21 protein-coding genes are annotated in these 20,680 nt (G+C 71.8%); 12 read left to right on the top strand and 9 right to left on the bottom strand.

Going from position 1 to position 20,680, the window contains the following annotated elements:
• The first annotated feature begins 82 nt into the window (after positions 1-82).
• From HCU73_RS05010 to HCU73_RS04995, 4 genes are read left to right on the top strand one after another with little or no spacing between them, the layout of a single operon-like run.
• On the top strand, positions 83-1,510 hold the full coding sequence (locus HCU73_RS05010; RefSeq protein ID WP_210730479.1) for a circularly permuted type 2 ATP-grasp protein: 1,428 nt from the start codon (positions 83-85) through the stop codon (positions 1,508-1,510).
• 4 nt (positions 1,511-1,514) lie between these two features.
• Positions 1,515-2,456 (top strand): alpha-E domain-containing protein, encoded by a 942-nt coding sequence (locus HCU73_RS05005; protein ID WP_168622276.1) that lies wholly within the window; start codon positions 1,515-1,517, stop codon positions 2,454-2,456.
• A 4-nt stretch (positions 2,457-2,460) separates the two neighbouring features.
• Entirely contained in the window at positions 2,461-3,264 is an 804-nt protein-coding gene (locus HCU73_RS05000) for a transglutaminase family protein (RefSeq protein WP_168622275.1), read from the top strand.
• Positions 3,265-3,297: 33 nt separating this feature from the next.
• Positions 3,298-4,038 (top strand): proteasome-type protease, encoded by a 741-nt coding sequence (locus HCU73_RS04995; protein ID WP_168622274.1) that lies wholly within the window; start codon positions 3,298-3,300, stop codon positions 4,036-4,038.
• A gap of 167 nt (positions 4,039-4,205) precedes the next feature.
• Here HCU73_RS04995 and HCU73_RS04990 read toward each other — a convergent pair whose 3' ends face one another.
• A complete protein-coding gene (locus tag HCU73_RS04990; protein WP_168622273.1) occupies positions 4,206-5,369 on the bottom strand; it encodes an FAD-dependent monooxygenase in 1,164 nt (387 codons plus the stop codon).
• A gap of 99 nt (positions 5,370-5,468) precedes the next feature.
• Positions 5,469-5,936: an RNA polymerase-binding protein DksA gene (gene dksA / locus HCU73_RS04985; protein ID WP_168622272.1), complete on the bottom strand. Its 468-nt coding sequence runs from the start codon at positions 5,934-5,936 to the stop codon at positions 5,469-5,471.
• A 242-nt stretch (positions 5,937-6,178) separates the two neighbouring features.
• Here dksA and HCU73_RS04980 point away from each other — a divergent pair, with 242 nt between their 5' ends.
• From HCU73_RS04980 to HCU73_RS04945, 8 genes are all read left to right on the top strand, one after another.
• Positions 6,179-7,024 (top strand): AAA family ATPase, encoded by an 846-nt coding sequence (locus HCU73_RS04980; protein WP_168622271.1) that lies wholly within the window; start codon positions 6,179-6,181, stop codon positions 7,022-7,024.
• A gap of 401 nt (positions 7,025-7,425) precedes the next feature.
• Complete coding sequence (locus tag HCU73_RS04975) at positions 7,426-8,811, top strand: DUF2927 domain-containing protein (protein WP_168622270.1); 1,386 nt, start codon at positions 7,426-7,428, stop codon at positions 8,809-8,811.
• Positions 8,812-8,830: 19 nt separating this feature from the next.
• Positions 8,831-8,995 carry a hypothetical protein gene (locus tag HCU73_RS04970; RefSeq protein ID WP_168622269.1) on the top strand — a complete coding sequence of 55 codons (165 nt, stop codon included), beginning with the start codon at positions 8,831-8,833 and terminating at the stop codon, positions 8,993-8,995.
• Between the two features lie 22 nt (positions 8,996-9,017).
• Positions 9,018-10,202 (top strand): vWA domain-containing protein, encoded by a 1,185-nt coding sequence (locus tag HCU73_RS04965; RefSeq protein ID WP_168622268.1) that lies wholly within the window; start codon positions 9,018-9,020, stop codon positions 10,200-10,202.
• A complete protein-coding gene (locus HCU73_RS04960; protein WP_168622267.1) occupies positions 10,199-10,543 on the top strand; it encodes a hypothetical protein in 345 nt (114 codons plus the stop codon). Before HCU73_RS04965 ends, HCU73_RS04960 begins: the two co-directional genes overlap by 4 nt.
• Positions 10,540-11,136, top strand: a complete 597-nt coding sequence (locus HCU73_RS04955; RefSeq protein WP_168622266.1) for a DedA family protein — start codon at positions 10,540-10,542, stop codon at positions 11,134-11,136. The genes HCU73_RS04960 and HCU73_RS04955 overlap by 4 nt, the downstream gene beginning before the upstream one ends.
• A 33-nt stretch (positions 11,137-11,169) precedes the next feature.
• Entirely contained in the window at positions 11,170-12,333 is a 1,164-nt protein-coding gene (locus HCU73_RS04950) for a cytochrome P450 (protein ID WP_168622265.1), read from the top strand.
• A gap of 39 nt (positions 12,334-12,372) precedes the next feature.
• On the top strand, positions 12,373-13,071 hold the full coding sequence (locus HCU73_RS04945) for a M48 family metalloprotease (RefSeq protein WP_168622264.1): 699 nt from the start codon (positions 12,373-12,375) through the stop codon (positions 13,069-13,071).
• Between the two features lie 72 nt (positions 13,072-13,143).
• Here the strand turns inward: HCU73_RS04945 and HCU73_RS04940 are convergent, their stop codons facing one another.
• The 7 genes from HCU73_RS04940 to HCU73_RS04910 all read right to left on the bottom strand — a co-directional run bounded on the left by HCU73_RS04940 (position 13,144) and on the right by HCU73_RS04910 (position 20,674).
• A complete protein-coding gene (locus HCU73_RS04940; protein ID WP_168622263.1) occupies positions 13,144-13,686 on the bottom strand; it encodes an RSP_2648 family PIN domain-containing protein in 543 nt (180 codons plus the stop codon).
• Positions 13,683-14,891, bottom strand: a complete 1,209-nt coding sequence (locus HCU73_RS04935; RefSeq protein ID WP_168622262.1) for an RSP_2647 family RNA methyltransferase — start codon at positions 14,889-14,891, stop codon at positions 13,683-13,685. The genes HCU73_RS04940 and HCU73_RS04935 overlap by 4 nt, the downstream gene beginning before the upstream one ends.
• 37 nt (positions 14,892-14,928) lie before the next feature.
• A complete protein-coding gene (locus HCU73_RS04930) occupies positions 14,929-15,561 on the bottom strand; it encodes a DUF6778 family protein (RefSeq protein WP_168622261.1) in 633 nt (210 codons plus the stop codon).
• A 299-nt stretch (positions 15,562-15,860) separates the two neighbouring features.
• Positions 15,861-16,622: an HpcH/HpaI aldolase family protein gene (locus HCU73_RS04925; protein ID WP_168622260.1), complete on the bottom strand. Its 762-nt coding sequence runs from the start codon at positions 16,620-16,622 to the stop codon at positions 15,861-15,863.
• Positions 16,623-16,689: 67 nt separating this feature from the next.
• Positions 16,690-17,646: a FliM/FliN family flagellar motor switch protein gene (locus tag HCU73_RS18805; protein WP_168622259.1), complete on the bottom strand. Its 957-nt coding sequence runs from the start codon at positions 17,644-17,646 to the stop codon at positions 16,690-16,692.
• 59 nt (positions 17,647-17,705) lie between these two features.
• A complete protein-coding gene (locus HCU73_RS04915; RefSeq protein ID WP_168622258.1) occupies positions 17,706-20,390 on the bottom strand; it encodes an ATP-binding protein in 2,685 nt (894 codons plus the stop codon).
• Positions 20,390-20,674: a hypothetical protein gene (locus HCU73_RS04910; RefSeq protein ID WP_210730478.1), complete on the bottom strand. Its 285-nt coding sequence runs from the start codon at positions 20,672-20,674 to the stop codon at positions 20,390-20,392. Before HCU73_RS04910 ends, HCU73_RS04915 begins: the two co-directional genes overlap by 1 nt.
• Between the last annotated feature and the right edge of the window lie 6 nt (positions 20,675-20,680).

The raw sequence follows: 20,680 nt of genomic DNA, 5'->3' as shown, positions 1-20,680 counted from the left end.
CCCGGGGGGCAGCCCCGAGGGCAACGCTGGCCCTCGCACGCGCAGTCTGCGCCGATGAGAGCAGGGTTTTCGACTGGACGACATGAGCGACACTTCCCGCTTCTTCGACGAGATGAGCCGCGCCGACGGCGGGCATCGCCCGCCCTACGACGCCTACAGCGCGTGGTTCCACGGCGAGGATCTGCGCGACCTGCGCAAGAAATCCGAGGACGCCGAGCGCTTCTTCCGGCGCACGGGCATCACCTTCAACGTCTACGGCCAGGCCGAGGCGGACGAGCGCCTGATCCCCTTCGACATCGTGCCGCGGATCATCTCGGGGCGGGAATGGTCGCGGCTGACGCGCGGCATCGAGCAGCGGGTGCGCGCGATCAACGCCTTCCTGCACGACATCTACCACCGGCAGGAGATCCTGCGCGCCGGCCGCGTGCCGGTCGAGCTGATCGCCCGCAACGACGCCTTCCTGCCGCAGATGATCGGCATGTCGCCGCCCGGCGGCGTCTACACCCACATCGTCGGCGTCGACCTCGTGCGCACCGGCGAGGATGACTTCTACGTGCTCGAGGACAATGCCCGCACGCCCTCCGGCGTCTCCTACATGCTGGAGAACCGCGAGACGATGCTGCAGATGTTCCCCGAGCTGTTCACGCGCATCAAGGTGCAGCCGGTGCAGGATTACCCGGTGAACCTGCACCGCTCGCTGGCCGCCTCGGCGCCGGCGAACTGCTCGGACCACTGCACGGTGGCGGTGCTGACGCCGGGCATCCACAACTCGGCCTATTTCGAGCACGCCTTCCTCGCCGACCAGATGGGGGTAGAGCTGGTCGAGGGCCACGACCTGCGCATCGTCGGCGGCAAGGTGCAGATGCGCACGACGCAGGGCTACCGGCCGATCGACGTGCTCTACCGCCGGGTCGACGACGATTTCCTCGACCCGATGAACTTCCGCCCCGACAGCATGCTGGGCGTGCCGGGCGTGATGGACGTCTACCGCGCGGGCGGCATCACCATCGCCAACGCGCCGGGCACCGGCATCGCCGACGACAAGGCGATCTACAGCTACATGCCCGACATCGTGGAATTCTACACCGGCGAGAAGGCGATCCTGCAGAACGTGCCGACCTGGCGCTGCGGCGAGGCCGACGCGCTGGCCTATGTGCTCGACCACCTGTCGGAGCTGGTGGTCAAGGAGGTGCACGGCTCGGGCGGCTACGGGATGCTGGTGGGCCCCGCCGCCTCGAAGAAGGAACTGGCGGCGTTCCGGACCAAGCTGATGGCGAAACCGGCCAACTACATCGCGCAGCCGACGCTGGCCCTGTCCACCGTGCCGATCCTGACCAAGGCGGGGCTTGCGCCCCGGCACGTCGACCTGCGGCCCTTCGTGCTGGTCGCGCCCGACCGCATCACGATCACCCCCGGCGGGCTGACGCGGGTGGCGCTGAAGAAGGGGTCGCTGGTGGTGAACTCGTCGCAGGGCGGGGGCACCAAGGACACCTGGGTGCTGGAGGAATAGGGCGATGCTGGGCAAGACCGCAGGCGGCCTGTTCTGGATGTTCCGCTATCTCGAACGGTCCGAAAACACCGCGCGCCTGATCGAGGCGGGGTTCCGCATCGCGCTGACGCGGGCGGACGGCGACGACGACGAATGGACGAGCGTGCTGCAGACCGCGGCCGTGGCGCACCTGTATTTCCAGAAATACGAGCAGATCGAGGCCGCCCGCGCGATCGACTTCCTGCTGCGCGACGCGACCAACCCGTCCTCGGTGATGTCGGCGATCGCGGCGGCGCGGCAGAACGCGCGGCTGGTGCGCACCGCGATCACCCGCGAGGTGTGGGAGGCGGTGAACGACACCTACATGATCCTCAAGCAGACGCTCGCGCGGCCGGTGTCGGCGCGCGACCTGCCCGAGGTTCTGGCGCTGATCCGGCAGCAGTCGGCGCTGGTGCGCGGCGCCATGCACGGCACCATGCTGCGCAACGACATCTTCGATTTCTGCCGGCTCGGCACCTTCCTCGAACGCGCCGACAACACCGCGCGCATCCTCGACGTGAAATACTACGTGCTGCTGCCCTCGATCAGCCAGATCGGCTCGAGCCTCGACAACGTGCAATGGGAGACGATCCTGCGCTCGGTCGCGGGGATGCGGGCCTATCGCTGGATCAACCAGGGCGAAACGAACCCCAAGGGCATCGCCGATTTCCTGATCTTCGACGGGCGGATGCCGCGCAGCCTCGCGTTCTCGGTGGGCAAGATCGCCACCAACCTCGGCTACCTCGACCGCGCCTATGGGCTGCGCCACCCCAGCCACGACCAGATCGACGTGATCTCGGCGCGGCTGACCCACGGCACCATCGACCGCGTCTTCGAGGACGGCCTGCACGAATTCATCACCGATTTCCTGGCCGACATCGCGCGGCTCGGCCAGCAGATCGAGACCGACTACCGGTTTCTCGGATGACCCCATGCGCCTGAAGATCCTGCACACCACCACCTACCATTTCGACCGGCCCGTGCCCTACGGCCTGCAACAGCTGCGCCTGATCCCGAAAAGCCGCGCCGGGCAGACGGTGGCGAGCTGGGCCATGGCCATCGACGGCGGCACCGCCGAGACCGAGTTCACCGACCACCACCAGAACCGCGTGTCGCTGATCTCCTTCGACCCGCAGGCGACGGCGATCGTCGTGCAGTGCGAGGGCGAGGTGGAAACCGCCGACCTGAACGGGGTGACCGGGCGGCACGGGGGCTTTGCGCCGCTGTGGTACTTCCAGCGCTCGACCGAGCTGACCCGCGCCGGCGCGCGGGTGCGGGCGCTGACGAAGGGCCTGAAGGAGGAAGAGGCCGGCGACATCCCGCGGCTGCACGCGCTGTCCGCGCGCATCCTGGCCGCGGTGCCCTACGAGATCGGGCTGACCCAGGCGACCACCTCGGCCGAGGAGGCGCTGGAGCACGGCGGCGGCGTCTGCCAGGACCACGCCCACATCTTCATCGCGGCGGCCCGCGCCATGGGATACCCGGCGCGCTACGTCTCGGGCTACCTGATGATGGAGGACCGCGTGCACCAGGACGCGAGCCACGCCTGGGCCGAGGTCCATGTCGAGCCGCTGGGCTGGGTCGGCTTCGACGTGTCCAACGGCATCTCGCCCGATGCCCGCTACGTCCGCGTGGCGACCGGCCTCGACTACCGCGAGGCCGCCCCCGTCAGCGGCCTGCGTTTCGGCCATGGCGGCGAGGCGATGTCCATCGACATCCAGGTGCAGCAGCAGTAAGCCTTCGCGGGACAGGCAGGGAGTGGCAGGCGCATGACCTATTGCGTGGGTCTCAAGCTCGACCGTGGGCTGGTGTTCATGTCGGACACCCGCACCAACGCGGGCGTCGACAACATCAGCGTGTTCCGCAAGATGTTCCTCTGGGAACGCGAGGGCGAGCGGTCGATCACGCTGATGACCGCGGGCAATCTCGCCACCACCCAGGCGGTGGTGTCGTTGCTGAACGAGCGCGCGAAACCGGCCGAGGAGCGCGGCGCGCCCTCGATCCTCGAGGCGCCTTCGATGTTCCAGGTGGCCAAGCTGGTGGGCGAGACGCTGCGCGAGGTGATCGCCGAGCAGACCGGCCGCGTCGGCCCGCAGGCCGACGGCCCGTTTTCCGCGACCCTGATCCTGGGCGGGCAGGTGCGCGGCGGCGAGCCGCGGCTGTTCCTGGTCTACCCCGAGGGCAATTTCGTCGAGGCGAGCCTCGACACCCCCTTCTTCCAGATCGGCGAGACGAAATACGGCAAGCCGATCCTCGTGCGCGCCTACGACCCGAGCATGAGCTTCGAGGAGGCGGTGAAGCTCCTGATGCTGAGCTTCGATTCGACGGTCAAGGCGAACCTGTCGGTGGGGCTGCCGCTGGACCTGCACCTCTACACGGCCGAAAGCTTCCGCACCGGGATGATCCGGCGGATCGAGCGCGACGACGCGTTCTACGAGATGATCTCGTCGGGCTGGGGCGAGGCGCTGCGGGCGGCCTTCGACCGGCTGCCGGCCTACTCGCTGGACTGAGGGGTTTCGCCGCCTCCGGCGGCGACCCGCCGGGGGGGTTCACCCCCCGGACCCCCCTTAATTATTTGATCGTTGCGCGTTGGGGGAACCTAGCTCCCGAAGCCGGGGGCTGTCTGCCCCCGGACCCCCGAGAGTATTTGGAAAGCAAAGATGGGAGGGGCGTGGCGTCAGGCGGTGACGTCGTGCCGGTGCACCCAGTCGAATTTCGCGGCGACCGCGTGGGGGGCGACGCGCTGGGCGAGGCGAAGGGCGGAATGGGCGGCGAAGCGCAGCGGGCCGGGCCGCAGGTGGTAGTTCGTCGCGTTGTCGGTGGCGGCCTGCACGATCCGGGCGCAGCGGGGACGGCGGAGCGCGGCGTAGCGGGCGAGGCCCGCGCGGGTGTCGGGGTCCTCGGCGAGACAGCGGGCCAGCACGTAGGCATCCTCGAGCGCCATGTTCGCGCCCTGGGCGAGAAAGGGCAGCGTCGGGTGCGCGGCGTCCCCGAGGAGCGCGAGGCGGGGATCGTGCCAGACCGGCGCGACCGGGTGGCGGAACAGGCCCCAGAGATAGACCTCCGTCGCCTGTGCCAGCAGGTCGCCCACCTCGGGGCAGAAATCGGTGAAGGCGCGGGCGAGGTGGCGGGGGTCGTCGCGGTGGTGCCAGCCCTCGGCGGCCCAGCCGTCGCGCTCCTCGACGGCGACGACGTTGACCAGCCGCCGGTCGCGCAGCGGGTAGCGCACGAGGTGCCGGCCGGGGCCCATGAACACATGCGCCTCGGGCGCGAGGGGCGTGTCGGCCGGGATGGTGCAGCGCCAGGCGACCTGCCCGGTGAAGAAGGCGCGCGATTTCGGGTTGAGCGCGGCGCGCGCGGGCGAGTGCAGCCCGTCGGCGGCGATGGTCAGGCCATGGGTCTCGGTGGTGCCGTCGGCGAGCCTGAGGGCGGTGCCCATCGGGCCGGGCTCCACCGCCGCGACGCGGGTGCCGAGCCGCAGCGCGACACCAGCCTCGGCCGCGGCCCCGGCGAGCGCGGCCACGAGGTCGGCGCGGTGCACGAGGTGCCAGGGCTGGTCGGGGCGTGACAGCGGCATCGCGAAGACCTCGGCCCCGCGGCGGAAATCGCGCAGCCGCACCGCCTGCGACCGCGGGCTGGTGGCGGCCACCGCCTCGGCCACGCCGAGGGCCTGCAGCACGCGCCAGCCGTTGGGCGAGATCTGGATGCCGGCGCCGACCTCGGTGATCGCGGGCGCCTGTTCCAGCACCGTGACCGCCGCGCCGCGCCGGGCCAGCGCCAGCGCCGCGGCGAGCCCGCCGATGCCGCCGCCGATGACGGTGATCTCCTGCCCGATCAGCATGGCCGCCTCCGAGAAACCCGCTCCGAAAAGCACAAGGGGCGCCCCCACCCCGGCGGCGCCCCCTGCTTGTTCCATCCGCCGCGCGCGGACGCAGCGCGGTCAGTCGTCGCGATGCACCTTCTCGCGGCGCTCGTGGCGCTCCTGCGCCTCGAGGCTCATGGTGGCGATCGGGCGCGCGTCCAGCCGCTTGAGCGAGATCGGCTCGCCGGTCACCTCGCAGTAGCCGTATTCGCCCTCCTCGATCCGGCGCAGCGCGCTGTCGATCTTGGCGATCAGCTTGCGCTGGCGGTCGCGGGTGCGCAGCTCCAGCGCGCGGTCGGTTTCCTCGCTCGCCCGGTCGGCGATGTCGGGAATGTTGCGCGTGCCATCCTGCAGGGCCTCGACCGTGGTCCGGCTTTCCTCGAGCAGCTCGTTCTTCCAGGTGATCAGCTTGCGCCGGAAATATTCGAGCTGGCGCTCGTTCATGAATGGTTCGTCCTCGGCGGGACGATAGTCCTCGGGCAGAAAATTCTCGGCCTTCATGTCGCTCCCCTCAGCGGAGCCGGCGTCGATCTGTCGGTCTGGCATACCACCCTCCCGGCCCCTCGCCGCCCGCTTACAAGACCGCGCGTTCCTTGTCACCTATCTAATGCGCCAGCGCCCGGAGTCACAGGGGCGGCGGTCGATGCGTCGCGGGGGAGGTCCGTTTTTCATGCACTTGGCCCGCCGGCTGCGCAGATTTGCCGCCGCCCGCGGCCGGCGGCGGCCCACCCCTTCCCCCGCGGGGGCGGAGCCGCTAGACCGGGGGCGGACAGACCGGGAGGACCGCGATGACAGCCCGTTTCGAAGGCAGCGACAGCTACGTCGCCACCGAGGACCTGACCGTGGCGGTGAACGCCGCCGTGACGCTGGAACGCCCGCTGCTGGTCAAGGGCGAGCCCGGCACCGGCAAGACGGAACTGGCCCGCCAGGTGGCGGGCAGCCTCGGGCTGCCGATCATCGAGTGGCACATCAAGTCGACCACCCGCGCGCAGCAGGGGCTGTACGAATACGACGCGGTCAGCCGGCTGCGCGACAGCCAGCTGGGCGACGAACGCGTCAACGACGTGCGCAACTACATCCGCAAGGGCAAGCTGTGGCAGACCTTCGAAGCGCCGGGCAAGTCGGTGCTGCTGATCGACGAGATCGACAAGGCCGACATCGAGTTCCCCAACGACCTGCTGCAGGAGTTGGACCGGATGGAGTTCTTCGTCTACGAGACCGGCGAGACCATCCGGGCGCGCACGCGCCCCATCGTCATCATCACCTCGAACAACGAGAAGGAGCTGCCCGACGCCTTCCTGCGGCGCTGCTTCTTCCACTACATCCGCTTTCCCGACATGGAGACGATGAAGCGAATCGTCGAGGTGCATTTCCCCGGCATCAAGGCGCAGCTGCTGACCACCGCGCTGACCCAGTTCTACGAGGTCCGCGAGCAGCAGGGGCTGAAGAAGAAGCCCTCCACCTCCGAGGTGCTGGACTGGCTGAAACTGCTGCTGGCCGAGGATCTCGCGCCCGAGGACCTGCGCCGCGACGGGGCCAGCGCGCTGCCGAAACTGCATGGCGCGCTGCTGAAGAACGAGCAGGACGTGGCGCTGTTCGAGCGACTCGCCTTCATGGCGCGGCGGCAGCGCTGAGGCGGCGGGAACGGGGCCGAAGCAAGGCGCGCATTTCCATCCCGGCACCAGACCGCCGCACCGGCGGACACTGTTTCCTGCAAGGATTTCCCTTTGTTTCCAAAGCATGAAACGATGGCGATTCCATGCCGGGCGGGCGCGATAATTCGGACTCCGGACCAAATTCCTGCCATAATCCGCCACCACGTTGCCATCATCAGGACACAACCCGGAATCGGACCCGATGCATCAGACGCGCAGATCGCGGCCCCGTGCCGCCCGGGCATGGCAAGGCGGGGCGCGCTGCGCGGCCGCCGCTGTCGCGCGCGGTATCTGCGCCGATGCGGCCGGTTCGTGCCGTGCGGGGGCGCGGCGGCGGATGTCCTGGCTTGTCCCCAGTCCCATCCGGAGTTGAGCTGCCCATGACGCCGGTCGTCCGCCTGTTCCCCCTGCTGTTCGTCGTCGCCCTCGGGCTGTCGGGCTGCGTGTCCACCTCCGGTGCGCCGGTGCGCGAGGTCGCCGAACGGCGCGCCACGCCCGAGCAGGTCGGCGGCCTGCCGATCGCCAACACCTTCGGCCCCGCGCGGCCCGAGGCCCCGGGCCGGTCCAACGCCGAGATCGCGGCGGATTTCCTCGACCTCAGCTTCCAGATGGAATCGGGGCGCGTGATCCCGCGCCTGTCGCGTTTCGAGGGGCCGGTGACGGTCCGCATCGCGCCGGGCGCCCCGGCCACCCTGCCCGCCGAGCTGGACCGGCTGATCGGCCGCCTGCGCGGCGAGGCCGGCATCGACATCCGCCGCACGCCCTATGCCGAGGGGCCGGCCAGCATCACCATCGAGACCATGCCGCGCGCCCAGATGCAGCGCTTCGTCCCCGAGGCGGCCTGCTTCGTGGTGCCGCGCGTGGCCTCCTGGGCCGAGTTCCGCCGCCTGCGCAACTCGCGCGAGATGGACTGGACCACGCTGGGCACCCGCGAGCAGGTGGCCGTGTTCCTGCCCTCGGACGTGCCGCCGCAGGAGATCCGCGACTGCCTCCACGAGGAACTGGCGCAGGCGCTGGGGCCGTTGAACGACCTCTACCGGCTGCCCGACTCGGTGTTCAACGACGACAATTTCCACGCCGTGCTGACCGGCTTCGACATGCTGGTGCTGCGCGCCTACTACGACCCCGCCCTGCGCTCGGGCATGACCCGGTCCGAGGTCGCGGCGGTGCTGCCCGGCGTGCTGGCGCGGCTGAACCCGCGCGGCGAACGCGGCGGCGCGACCACCCCCGCCGCCACGCCGCGCGCCTGGATCGACGCGATCGAGACGGCGCTGGGGCCCGGCACCCGCGACGCGCAGCGCATCGCCGCCGCCGAACGCGCGGTGACGCTGGCGCGGCAGGCCGGCATGTCGGACGCGCGGCTGGCCTTCAGCTACTTCGCGCTTGGCCGGCTGTCGCTGGCCACCGATGCCGAGGCCTCGGTGAACGCCTTCCTCGCGGCCCAGAACATCTATGACCGGATCGCGCCGAACGGCATCCATGCCGCCCACATCGACATGCAGCTGGCCGCCTTCGCGCTCAGCTCGGGCAGCCCCGAGGATGCGCTGCGGCTGACCGGCCGGGCGATGCCGGCGGCGACGGCGTTCCAGAACGCCTCGCTGCTGTCCACGGTGCTGATGATCCGGGCCGAGGCGCTGGATGCGCTGGGCCGCCCGTCCGAGGCGCGTCAGGTGCGGCTCGACAGCCTCGCCTGGGGCCGGTATGGGTTCGGCACCAACGCGGCGGTGGGCGCACGCCTGACAGAGGTGGCAGCGCTCGCGCCCTGACAGTGATCCGGGGTGGGACATGCTGAATTTCATCGGGGGTGGCCTCGGGATCGTCCTTGGCCTGTGGACGGCGCGGCGGCGCGGCGGCAACCGGCTGGACCTTTTGCACTACGCCACGATCTTCGGCATTCTGGGGTTCATCCTGGGCGCCTTTGCGATGCTGGTGATCCCGGCGCCGGGCTGACTTCCCGCAGGGGGCGCGTGCCATGTTCCTGCCCTTCTTCGACACGCTCCGCGCCGCGCGCATCCCGGTGTCGCTCAGGGAATACCTGAGCTTTCTCGAGGGTGTGTCGGCCGGCCTCGTGACCTACGACCTGGATGGGTTCTACTACCTCGCCCGCGCGGCGATGGTAAAGGACGAGCGCCACCTCGACCGCTTCGACCAGTGCTTCGCCCAAGCCTTCGGGGGCCTGGAGGCCATCACGCCCGATCAGGTGCTGGAGGCCGCCGAGATCCCGCGGGAATGGCTGGAGAAGCTGGCCGAGAAACACCTGACGCCCGAGGAACGCGCCGAGATCGCGGCGCTCGGCGGCTTCGACAGGCTGATGGAGACGCTGCGCGAGCGTCTGCGGGAACAGCAGGGCCGCCACCAGGGCGGCAACAAGTGGATCGGCACCGCCGGCACCTCGCCCTTCGGCGCCTATGGCTACAACCCCGAAGGCGTGCGGATCGGGCAGGACACAAGCCGCCACCGCCGTGCGGTCAAGGTCTGGGACAAGCGCGATTTCAAGGACTTCGCCGACGACGTTGAACTGGGCACCCGCAACATCAAGGTGGCGCTCAAGCGGCTCCGGCAATGGGCGCGGGACGGCGCGGCCGAGGAGCTGGATCTCGACGGCACGATCCGCGCCACGGCGGAGCAGGGCTGGCTCGACGTCAAGACGCGGCCCGAGCGGCGCAATGCGGTCAAGGTGATCCTGTTCCTCGACGTGGGCGGGTCGATGGACGACCACATCCGCGTGGTGGAGGAGCTGTTTTCCGCGGCCAAGTCGGAATTCAAGCACCTCGAACACTACTATTTCCACAACTGCCTGTACGACCGCGTCTGGCGCGACAACCGGCGGCGCTGGACGGAAACCATCCCGACCCACGAGGTAATGAACACCTACGGGTCGGACTACAAATGCATCTTCGTGGGCGACGCGAGCATGTCGCCCTACGAGATCGCCTTTGCCGGCGGCGCGTCCGAGCACTGGAACGAGGAGGCCGGGCAGGTCTGGCTCCAGCGCGCGCGGACGCAATGGCCCGACCACCTGTGGATCAACCCGGTGGCGGAACGGCTCTGGGGCTATACCCAGTCGATCGGGATGATCCGCGAGATCTTCGAGGGGCGGATGGTGCCGATGACGCTGGAAGGGCTCGACCGCGGGATGCGGGAGCTCGGCCGGTGAGCCGACCCTCGGCGCTGGCCTATCTGTGGCGGCATCACCGGGTGGCGCTGATCGGCATGGGGCTGGCGCTGGCGGTGGCGGCGGTGTTTGCCGTGCGGCTGACGCTCTTCACGATCTACTGGGCCGACCCCGCGCACCGGGACCAGCGGATCGAGGGCTGGATGACGCCCGGCTACATCGCCCGGTCCTGGGAGGTGGAGCCCGGGGTGATCCGCGCGGCGCTGGCGCTGGAGCAAGGGCACCGGCCGACGCTGGCGCAGGTCGCCGAGGCCGAGGGCGTGCCCCTGCCCGAGCTGATCGCCCGGCTGGAGGCCGCCATCGCCGCGGCGCGCGCCCGATGACGGAAACCATCCTTGCGCTGGTGCCGGTCTACGGCCTTGCGCTGATCGCCGTGGCGACCTTCCTGTCCTGCCTCGCGCTGCCGATCCCGTCGTCGCTGGTGATGCTGTCGGCGGGGGGCTTTGCCGCCGCGGGCGACCTGGTGCTGTGGCAGGCGGGCGCGGCGGCGCTGGTCGGCGCGGTGGCGGGCGACCAGCTGGGCTACCAGATGGGGCGCTGGGGCGGGCGGCTGTTTTCCGGCACCCGCGTGTCGCCCAAGCGCGCGGCGCTGATGGGCAAGGCCACCGGCTACCTCCGCGACCGCGGTGCGGCGGCGGTGTTCTTCAGCCGCTGGCTGGTGTCGCCGCTGGGGCCTTACGTCAATTTCGCGGGCGGCGCGGCGCGGCTCGACTGGGGGCGCTTCACCCGCGCGGGCGTGGCGGGCGAGGTGGTGTGGGTGGCGATCTACGTGGGCCTAGGGGCCATGTTCGCCGACGACATCCTGGCGCTGGCCGACCTCATGGGCAGTGCCTCGGGGCTCATGGCGGCGCTTGCCGTGGCGGGCGGGCTGGCGATGTGGCTGCGGGCGGCGCTGCGCCAACGGGGCGCGGCTTGACAGGGGGTTCCGCGTGGGCGCCATGATCGGCCCATGCAGCCGCCCGTCCGCTCCATCGACGCCCGCGCCTTCTGGGCCGACCCCTACCCGACGCTGGCCGCGATGCGGGCCGAGACGCCCGTGGTCCGCGTGCCCGAGCTAGGCGGCGCGATCCTGCTGACGAAACGCGCCGACATCCACCGCGAGGAAAAGCGGGTGGAGGTGTTTTCCTCCCGCCAGCCGAATGGGTTGATGACCCGCCTGATGGGCGAGAACCTGATGCGCCGTGATGGCGAGGCGCACCTGTCCGAACGCCGCGCGCTGTTCCCCGCGCTCAGCCCCCGCACGGTGCGCGAGGTCTGGCTGCCGTTGTTCCAGGCGCGCACGGCCGCGATCCTCGACGCGTTGGCGCCCCAAGGCCAGGCCGACCTCGTCCGCGACTACGCGATGCCGGTCTCGGCCGAGGCGCTGAAGCTGATCACCGGGCTGACCAACATGGCCGCGCCCGAGATGGACCGGGTCAGCCAGGGCATGATCGACGGCTGCGCGAACTACGGGGGCGACGCGGGCGTGGAGGCGCGCTGCCACGACTGCACCGCCTCGATCGACCGGCACATCGACGCGGCGATGCCGGGGCTGATGGCCGCCCCGGACCATTCGGCCCTGAGCGTCATGCACGAGGCGGGGCTGGGGATGGACCGGCTGCGGGCGAACGTGAAGCTGATCATCTCGGGCGGCCAAAACGAACCGCGGGATGCCATCGCGGGCGCGGCCTGGGCCGTCCTGACCCACCCCGAGGTGCGCGAGGCGGCCACCACGGGCGCGCTTGGCTGGGACGCGGTCTTTGCCGAATACGCCCGCTGGATGAGCCCCATCGGCATGTCCCCGCGCGAGGTGGCCCGCCTGGACGCCGTGAACGGGGTCGAGGTCCGGCCCGGCGAGCGGGTGTTCCTGATGTTCGGCTCGGGCAACCGGGACGAGGACGCGTTCAGCGACCCCGACCACTTCGACCCCTGGCGCGACGGGTCTGCGGCGATCCCCTTCGGCGCCGGCCCCCATTTCTGCGCCGGCGCCGCGGCGTCCAAGGCGCTGATCGCGGAGGTGGCCCTGCCGATGCTGTTCGAGCGGCTGCCCGGGCTGCGGCTGGCGGGCGACGCGCCCTTCGGCGGCTGGGCCTTCCGGGGCCCCCTGCGCGTTCCCGTCGCGTGGGGGCCCTGAGCCGTTGCCGCCCGTGGCCCGTCGCCCCATATCCCACCCATGCTGAAGCTGACCCCGATCCTCCTTGCCATCGGCTACGCGCTGGTGATGTACCTGTTCTCGGCATGGCGCACTTCGCGGGAGCTGGAGGCGCGGTCGTCGGAACTGGCCGACGCGCGGCTGCGCGTCCTGACCGACCGCATGGCCGAGGCGCTGGGGATCGAACGCATCCGGGTGAACATCTACGAGGTGGAGCCGGTGAACGGCCTCGCGGCCCCTGACGGGCGGATCTACCTGACGCGGGGCTTCTACAACAAATACCGGGCGGGCGAGGTCACGGGCGAGGAGCTGGCGAGCGTGATCGCGCACGAACTGGGCCACGTGGCGCTGGGCCATGCGCGCCGGCGGATGATCGATTTCTCCGGGCAGAACGCGGTGCGGATCGCGCTGGCCACCGTGCTGGGGCGGTTCATCCCCGGCGTGGGGGTCTGGATCGCCAACCTGCTGGCCGGGATGCTGGCCGCCCGGCTGTCGCGGCAGGACGAATACGAGGCCGACGCCTATGCCGCGGCGCTGCTGACGCGGGCGGGGATCGGGACGGGGCCGCAGAAGGCGCTGTTCCTCAAGCTCGAGGGGCTGACGGGGATGGGCGGGCGCGGAATGCCGGCGTGGTTGATGAGCCACCCCAAGACCGCCGACCGGGTGCGCGCGATCGAGGCGCTGGAGGCGCGCTGGGCGAAGGAATTGCCGAAGGAGTGAGGCGTTTTCCTCGAGGAAAACGCACGGGAAACCTCGAGGTTTCCCGACCGGAAAACCCGGGTTTTCCGGCGCTTACCCCACCGCCTTCGCCACCCTCGGCAGTCTCGCGCGCTTGAGCAGCGCCCGCAGCGGCAGCTCCTCGCCCGCCATGCGCTCCGCCGTGGCGTGGACGGCGGCGACGACCCCCTCCACCGCCGCGGGCGCGTCGAGCCACATCTGATACAGCGCCGCGTCGGGGTGCACCGCCTCGACGCCGTGCGCGTCCAGTTCCCGCCGCGGGAAATCGCGCAGGTTCAGCGTCAGGATCGTGTCGGCGCCGCCCGCGATGGCCGTGGCCAGCACATGGATGTCGGAGGGATCAGGCAGCCAGAGCCGCGCCTCCAGCCCCGGATCGGCGGCGACACGCGCCCCGGGAAACGCAACTGACACCGCCGCGATCTCGCCCCGCGCCAGCGCCTCGTCCGCCGCGCCGCCGTGGCGGGCGGCGGTCCGCGCCCATTCCTCCAGCAAACGGTCCGACCAGAGCGGCACGATCAACCCGCCCCGCGCCAGCCCCAGCACGATCTCGCGCAGCACCGTGGGGTAGAGGACGCAGGCGTCGATCACCGCCTTCATGGCATCAGGCGGAAGGCCAGCGCCTTGAGATAGCCGGTCTCGGTGAGCTGCGGGTGCTGCGGATGGTCGGGCCCCGCGAAGCCGGTGTGGATCAGCCGCGGGTCGCGGCCCGCGCGCCCGATGCCGCGCAGGCAGGCGGCGCGGAACTTCGCCAGGTCGGCGGCGTGGGAGCAGGAGCAGAGCATCAGCACGCCCCCCTCGGCCACCAGCGGCGCGGCCAGCCGCGCGACGCGTTCGTAGGCGCGCAAGCCCGCCTCCAGCGCCTGCTTTGACGGCGCGAAGGCGGGCGGGTCGCAGACCACGAGGTCGAACCGCGCGCCCTCGGCGGCCAGCGCCTCCATCTCGGCGAAGGCGTCGCCGCGACGGGTGGTCAGGCGGTCGCCAAGGCCCGAAGCCGCGGCCCCCTGCCCCGCCAGCGCCAGCGCGGGTTCCGAGGCGTCGACGGCGACGGCGGCCTCGGCCCCCGCGGCAAGGCAGGCCAGCGCGAAGCCGCCCACATGGGAAAACACGTCGAGCACGCGGGCGCCGCGGGCCAGCCGCGCGGCGAAGGCGTGGGTGTCGCGCTGGTCGTAGAACAGGCCCGTCTTCTGCCCGCCCATCACGTCGGCCATGTAGGTCGCGCCGGTCATCGGCACCGGGATCGGGGCCTCAGGCGCCGTGCCCGCCAGAACGGCCGTCACCTCGGGCAGCCCCTCGGCCAGCCGCGCCCGCGCGGTGCCGTTCTTGATCAGCGTGGTGCAGCCGGTCACGGACAGGAGCGCCTCGGCCAGCGCCGCCTCGCGCTCCTCCAGCCAAATCGCGTTCGGCTGCATCACCAGCGTGTCGCCGAACCGGTCGACGATCAGGCCGGGCAGCCCGTCGCCCTCGGCATGGACGAGGCGGTAGAAGGGGGCGTCGTAGAGCCGGTCGCGCAGCGCCTGCGCGGCGCCGATCCGGGCCGTCAGCCACGCCCCGTCGATCACCGCGCCCGGATCGCGGTCCAGCAGCCGCAACCCGATCTTGGCCTCCACCGTCGCCACGCCCAGGCCCAGCGGCTGGCGCTCGGCGTCCTCCAGCACGGCCAGCGCGCCCGCGGGCACGGCGCGCGAGCGGCGGTCGAGCACGAGGTCGTCGGCCCAGGCCCAGGGGTGGCCGTGGCGGATGCGGCGGGCATCGGCCTTGGGTTTCAGGCGCAGGACGGGCAAGGCGAAAGGGGGCGCTGTCATGCGCCCCCTCTACCCCTCCGGCCGGTCCGGGGGAAGATCAGTTCTGGACCTCGGCCACCGAGATCAGGGTGGCGAGGGGCGCGGGGAACTCCACCCGGGCCCACTCCTGCAGGCGCTCGGTGATGCGGACGCGCTGGGTGATGCCCTGCGCCTCGGCCTGGATCGCGGCCTGGCCGCCGAGCGCGCGGAAGGTCAGGTCGACCGGGCGCGGGCCCGACAGGATCTGGCCGGTCTCGGCGTGGCGGACGGTCAGCATGAATTCGATCTCGTGCTCGCCACCGATGGTGTAGCGGGCGCGCTCGGTCAGGGCGTGGAAGCGCGTGACCTCGATCGCCACCACCACGGGGGTCGCGGCGCCCTCACGGGGCTGCAGCACGGGGGTGAGCGCGTCGCGCAGGATCGCCTCGACCTGCACGTAGCGGTCGCCGAGCGGGTCCTCGCGCCAGACGATGTCGGACGCGGGCTTGATCGAATTGGCCTCGGACACGCTGAGCGTGCGGGGCACCACGATCTCGACCGCGGTGAAGGACCAGTCCTGGGTCGGGGCCTCGATCACCGGGGTGATCGGGTCGAAGGGGGTGTCGCGCGACACGTCGAAGGGCGTGCTGCAGGCCGAAAGGCCCAGCGCGGCCGCGACGATCAGGGCGGGGGTGATCAGGATCCGTTTCATTGCCGTGCCTCCTTGCCGCTTGGTGCGGGCTTCTTGCGGGCGTTCGATGTCGACCGTGCCTCAACGGGACGACCTGAAGCTGGGCCAGCGGCGGGGCGAAAGCGGGGTGCGGCCGCGTCGGACCGGAGGTATTGCAGGGGTTTCTTCGCGCCGGAATTGCGGCGGATTTTCGACGAATGCCCCGGGTTGGGGGGCTATCGCGGCAACGGCGCGCAAGGGGGATGCCGCCCGCAGGGTGCGGGACAGGCCCCCGGGATCGCGCCCGCCCGGTCGCCCGGTGCGGGCCCGGCGGCGGCGTCTCAGCCGCGCTTGAGCCCGGCCACGGCGGCGCGGGCGCCGGCCAGCATCCAGGCGTGCTCGGAGGCGACGAACCAGGCGGTGAAGCCGTGTTGTTCCAGCGCCCGGCCGGCCTCGGCATGGGGCACGAAGGTGGCGTAGCCCTTGCCGGCGGCGGCGGCGGCGCGGCCGACACGGGCCATGGCGGCGTGCAGCTCGGGGCTCGACTGGTCGGTCTTGCCGTAGGCGACGGACAGGTCGGCGGGGCCGAGGAACAGCGCGTCGATGCCGGGCACGGCGGCGATGGCCTCGCAGGCCTCGACCGCCTCGGGGTCCTCGACCTGGGCGATGACCACGGTTTCCTCGCGGCTGCGCGCGAGCAGCGTCGCCATGTCCGAGGTGCCGAAGCCCGCCCAGCGGGTGGAGCCCGCGTAGCCGCGGCCGCCATGGCCGAAGCGGGCGGATTTCGCCACGCGGGCGGCGGTCTCGGGGTCGGTGACATGGGGCACGACGATACCGGTCGCGCCGAGGTCGAGGGCGGCGCCGATGTCGGCGGGCGCGGCGGACGGAACGCGGACGAGGAGCGGCAGGCCGGCGGCGCGGGCGACGGCGGCACAGGCGTTCAGCGCGGCGCGGTCGAAGGGGGCGTGTTCGCCGTCGAGGCAGACGAAATCGAGGCCGGCGAGGATCAGCACCTCGAGCACGTCGACGGCGGGCGTCTTCATGAAGGTGCCGACGAGGGTGGTGCCCGCGACGAGGTCGCGGCGGAAACTGGCGTGGCCCATCTGGTCCCTCCCCCTTGGCGCGGTTCGGCGCGACCTTGGCGGGGCGCCGCGGGGATTGCAAGGCGGCTCAGCCGGCGGCGCGGGCGGCGGCGGGCGCGGGCGGCGCGGGGTCGGCGGCGGGCGCGGGTGCGGCGGCGGCGGGGGCGGCGGGCAGGCGCAGGGCCCGGTGGCCGCCGACCTGCCCGAGACGGCCACGGGCGAGGACGCGCCCCGCGGCATCCTCGAGCGCGACCTCGGCAAGGTCGGCCGCGCGAAACGGCACCAGGTCGCCCACGGCCAGCGCCTGCACCTCGCCCAGCGGGCGCCGGACCCGCAGGAGCACGGCGTCGAGCGGCAGGCACAGATCGTCGAGGAGGCGGGCGCGGGCGGCCACCCAGGCCGGGTCGGGCGGGCGCACCTCGGCCGGGGCGGCGGCGGCGGCCACGGCGACCGTGGGCAGCACCAGCACCACGCCGGCCCGCCGCGCGACGCCGGCAAAGCCCAGCGCCGCGGACAGGACGCCATAGCGCCCCTCGGGCAGCAGGAGCGAGACCTGGCCGCGGTCGCGGATGCGGCTGCCGTAGGTGACGCGGTCGGGCCAGTCGCGGCCGGGCAGTCCCTGGGTCTCGGCGGCGAAGGACGCAAGCGCGAGGTCGACGAAGTCGCGCGCCAGCGCCTCGTCGATGCGGGTGACGGGGCGCGGCGGAAGCTCGGCCGCCTCGACCCGGCCGGTGGTCTGCACTTCGACCAGCGCGTCGACGAGGCCCGCGGACAGGCCGATCAGGCCGCGGCGGCCGGCCGCGTCCTCGACCGCGGCGACAAGGCCCTGGGGCGGCAGCGCGGCAAGGGCGCCGTCGAGGTCGGCATCCGGCGTGAAGCCCACATCGCCGAGCGTCAGGCCGAGCCCGTCGAAGGGCGCCGCCGCGTGGCGCAAGGCCCGGCCGAAGCCGCGCACCGCGCCGGCCGACAGGTCAGGGCGCGGCGGGGCGGGGCGGGCATGGGCCGCGATCTTGCGGCGCAGCGCGCCGGGGCGGGGGGCGGTCATCGGGGGCGGGTCCGGGGTGGCATCGCCCCTACCCTGCCCCGAAAAGGGTTAAGGATCGGTCAAGCGGCCCGGAGCGCGCGGGCGGGCAGCCGCACCCGGAACCGCGCGCCGCCGCCCGAGGGCACGTAGGACAGGCCGCCGCCCAGCCGGGCCATGATCTCGCGGCTGATGGCGAGGCCAAGCCCCGCCCCCGGCGCGCCGCGGGCGGTGTCGGCGCGGGCGAATTTCTCGAAGATCAGGGATTGCTGGCGCGGCGGGATGCCGGTGCCGTTGTCGGCGAACTCCACCTCGACCCGGCCGGGCAGCTGGCGCACCGAGATGGTCAGCTCGGGCTGGGCGGCGTCGCAGTATTTCTGCGCGTTGGAGATCAGGTTGATGAACACCTGCGCCAGCCGGTCGGCGTCGGTCCACAGCGCGACGGCCTCCTCCGCGCGGTCCCGCCGGATGGCGAGCCGCCCGTCCTCGGCCATGGCCCCCGCGGCGTAGATGGCGCGGTCGAGCACGTCGGACAGCCGCGCCTCGGTCTCGTTCAGGGTGACGCGGCCGTTTTCCAGCACCGACAGGTCGAGAAGGTCATCCAGCAGCCGCGTCAGACGCAGGCTTTCGTCGTGGATGATGCGGGAGAACCGCGCGCGGGCGGCATCGTCGACCGGGTCGGCCTGCATCAGGATCTCGGAAAACGCCCGGATCGAGGTCATCGGCGTGCGAAGCTCGTGGCTGATCTGGCTGAGGAAGGCGTCCTTCTGGCGCGACAGCTCGGTCAGCTTGGCGTTGGCCTCGCGCAGCCGCGCGGCGGTCTGGGCGAGCTCGGCCGATTTCGCCTCGAGCTGGCTGGAATACTCCATGATCTGCGCGGTCTCGTCGGCCACGGCCAGGAGGTCGCGCACCGACACGCTGGCGCCCCCGATGATCTGGGCGACCATGGCATGCGCCGTGGCCGCGCCGACCGAGCCCGCCAGCTCCCGCTCCAGCCGTTCGAGGAAATCGGGCGTGGGTTCCGGCACGCCGCCCGTGCGCCCCTGCGCCTCGGCCGCGGCCTGGAACAGCCGCCCGGCGCGCCCCGTCCCGAGGATCCGCTGCGCCATGATCAGGAGGTCGTCGGCGGCCCCCGCCACCCCCTGCCAGCCGTAGAGCGGCCGCGAGTGGTCGTAGACGTTGACGAACTGCGCCCCCTGCAGCCGTTCCAGCGGGCCGGGGAAGGACACCAGCGAGCCGAGGATGAACAGGAAGGTGTTCACCCCCAGCGACAGCACCATCGCGGTCAGGAGCGGGTCGGTGGCCGCCAGGCCCAGCGGCGTGGCGGGGCTGAGCCAGGCGAGGCCGAAGGGCCCGGCCTCGAACAGGACGGGCAGCCCGCCCCCGGTCTCGGCCAGGTTGGGCAGCAGCAGGAGCCAGGCCCAGATCAGGAAGCCCGAGCCGATCCCCATCGCCGCCCCGATCCGGGTGGCGCCGCGCCACAGGATGCCGCCCAGCAGCGCCGGCAGGATCTGCGCCACGCCGAGGAACGCGATCAGCCCGATGGCGGCCAGCGCGTCGGTCCCGCCCGACAGGCGGTAATAGCCCCAGCCGAGGAACAGCACGCCCCCGATCGACAGCCGCCGCGCCGTCAGCGCCACGCGGCGCATGTCGCCCGACATCGGGTCGTCGTGGCGCGACAGGCGCAGCCAGACCGGCACGATGATGTGGTTCGACAGCATGGTCGACAGCGCCAGCGCGGCGACAATCACCATGGAGGTCGCCGCCGAGAAGCCGCCGAGGAACACAAGAAGGGCCAGACCGTCCTGCCCCAGGCCCAGCGGCACGGTCAGCACGAACAGGTCGGGGTTGGCGCCGGGGCCGTGCAGTTCGAGGCCCACCACCGCGATCGGCACCACGAAGAGGCTGATCAGCAGCAGGTAGAGCGGGAAGGCCCAGCCGGCGGTGGCGAGGTGCCGCTCGTCGGAGTTCTCGACAACCAGCACCTGGAACATGCGCGGCAGGCACAGGATGGCGGCGCCGGCCAGCACCGACAGCCCCAGCCAGCGCGCGCCGTTCCACGAGCTCTGGCTGACCGGGCTGGCCTCGATGCGCGCCAGCATGTCGGCGGGCCCGTCGGCCACGCCCCAGACCACGAAGATGCCGACGGCGAGGAGCGCGGTCAGCTTGACGATGGCCTCGAGCGCGATGGCCGAGACGAGGCCCGGGTGGCGCTCGTTCACGTCGAGCGAGCGGGTGCCGAACACGATGGTGAACAGCGCAAGGCCCGCCGCGACCCAGATCGCCGTCTGTTCGGTGTCGGGCGCCCCGAAGGCGCCGGGCCGCGCGAAGACCGAGAAGGACAGCGTGACCGACTGCAGCTGCAGCGCGATGTAAGGCGTCGTGCCGAGGACGGCGAGCACCGTGACCAGCGCCGCCAGCCCGCCCGACTTGCCGTAGCGGCTGGAGATCATGTCGGCGATCGAGGTGATCCTCTGGGCGCGGCCGATACGGACCATCTTTCGCAACAGCCAGAACCAGCCGATGAACACCAGCGTCGGCCCGAGGTAGATCGTCAGGAACTCGAGCCCGTTGCGCACCGCCGAACCGACCGCGCCGTAGAAGGTCCAGGCGGTGGTGTAGATCGACAGGCTGAGGGTGTAGGTGATCGGCGAGGACAGCCAGCGCGCCTTGCCCTCGGCGGCGCGCTTCTCGGCCAGGAAGGCGATCCCGAACAGCATCGCCACGTAGAGCACGCAGACCGCGACCAGCCCGTCGAAGCTGAGCATCAGCCGCCCTCCCCCTCGGGCGGCGGCGGCGGCGACCCCGGCTCGGCGCGGCCGCCCGGCGTCAGGGCGCGCGACACCACCGCGGTCAGCACGATCAGGCCGATCCAGACGGCGAAGTAGTAGACCAGCCAGCTCGACAGCGACGGGCCGGCCTCGGCCGCGTCGCCGCGGATGAAGACCGGCGCGAAGAACAGCACCAGCCCCAGCACCGGCAACAGCCGCGCGGCGTCCTGCAGCCGGTTCTGCCGGTAGGTCCGCCGTTCGAGAAACAGCCGCCGCGCCATCGGGGC

This window comes from Roseicyclus persicicus (assembly GCF_012395815.1).
Lineage (GTDB): Bacteria > Pseudomonadota > Alphaproteobacteria > Rhodobacterales > Rhodobacteraceae > Roseicyclus > Roseicyclus persicicus.
Note: the sequence above shows the minus strand (reverse complement) of the source record. Positions and strands in the feature narration are given on the sequence as shown.

Coding starts and splice junctions, on each gene's coding strand:
- HCU73_RS04980 (WP_168622271.1), top strand. CDS start 6,179: ATGACAGCCCGTTTCGAAGGCAGCGACAGCTACGTCGCCACCGAGGAC.
- HCU73_RS05005 (WP_168622276.1), top strand. CDS start 1,515: ATGCTGGGCAAGACCGCAGGCGGCCTGTTCTGGATGTTCCGCTATCTC.
- HCU73_RS04945 (WP_168622264.1), top strand. CDS start 12,373: ATGCTGAAGCTGACCCCGATCCTCCTTGCCATCGGCTACGCGCTGGTG.
- HCU73_RS04975 (WP_168622270.1), top strand. CDS start 7,426: ATGACGCCGGTCGTCCGCCTGTTCCCCCTGCTGTTCGTCGTCGCCCTC.
- HCU73_RS05010 (WP_210730479.1), top strand. CDS start 83: ATGAGCGACACTTCCCGCTTCTTCGACGAGATGAGCCGCGCCGACGGC.
- HCU73_RS05000 (WP_168622275.1), top strand. CDS start 2,461: ATGCGCCTGAAGATCCTGCACACCACCACCTACCATTTCGACCGGCCC.
- HCU73_RS18805 (WP_168622259.1), bottom strand. CDS start 17,646: ATGACCGCCCCCCGCCCCGGCGCGCTGCGCCGCAAGATCGCGGCCCAT.
- dksA (WP_168622272.1), bottom strand. CDS start 5,936: ATGCCAGACCGACAGATCGACGCCGGCTCCGCTGAGGGGAGCGACATG.
- HCU73_RS04955 (WP_168622266.1), top strand. CDS start 10,540: ATGACGGAAACCATCCTTGCGCTGGTGCCGGTCTACGGCCTTGCGCTG.
- HCU73_RS04935 (WP_168622262.1), bottom strand. CDS start 14,891: ATGACAGCGCCCCCTTTCGCCTTGCCCGTCCTGCGCCTGAAACCCAAG.
- HCU73_RS04995 (WP_168622274.1), top strand. CDS start 3,298: ATGACCTATTGCGTGGGTCTCAAGCTCGACCGTGGGCTGGTGTTCATG.
- HCU73_RS04910 (WP_210730478.1), bottom strand. CDS start 20,674: ATGGCGCGGCGGCTGTTTCTCGAACGGCGGACCTACCGGCAGAACCGG.
- HCU73_RS04925 (WP_168622260.1), bottom strand. CDS start 16,622: ATGGGCCACGCCAGTTTCCGCCGCGACCTCGTCGCGGGCACCACCCTC.
- HCU73_RS04990 (WP_168622273.1), bottom strand. CDS start 5,369: ATGCTGATCGGGCAGGAGATCACCGTCATCGGCGGCGGCATCGGCGGG.
- HCU73_RS04915 (WP_168622258.1), bottom strand. CDS start 20,390: ATGCTCAGCTTCGACGGGCTGGTCGCGGTCTGCGTGCTCTACGTGGCG.
- HCU73_RS04970 (WP_168622269.1), top strand. CDS start 8,831: ATGCTGAATTTCATCGGGGGTGGCCTCGGGATCGTCCTTGGCCTGTGG.
- HCU73_RS04930 (WP_168622261.1), bottom strand. CDS start 15,561: ATGAAACGGATCCTGATCACCCCCGCCCTGATCGTCGCGGCCGCGCTG.
- HCU73_RS04965 (WP_168622268.1), top strand. CDS start 9,018: ATGTTCCTGCCCTTCTTCGACACGCTCCGCGCCGCGCGCATCCCGGTG.
- HCU73_RS04950 (WP_168622265.1), top strand. CDS start 11,170: ATGCAGCCGCCCGTCCGCTCCATCGACGCCCGCGCCTTCTGGGCCGAC.
- HCU73_RS04940 (WP_168622263.1), bottom strand. CDS start 13,686: ATGAAGGCGGTGATCGACGCCTGCGTCCTCTACCCCACGGTGCTGCGC.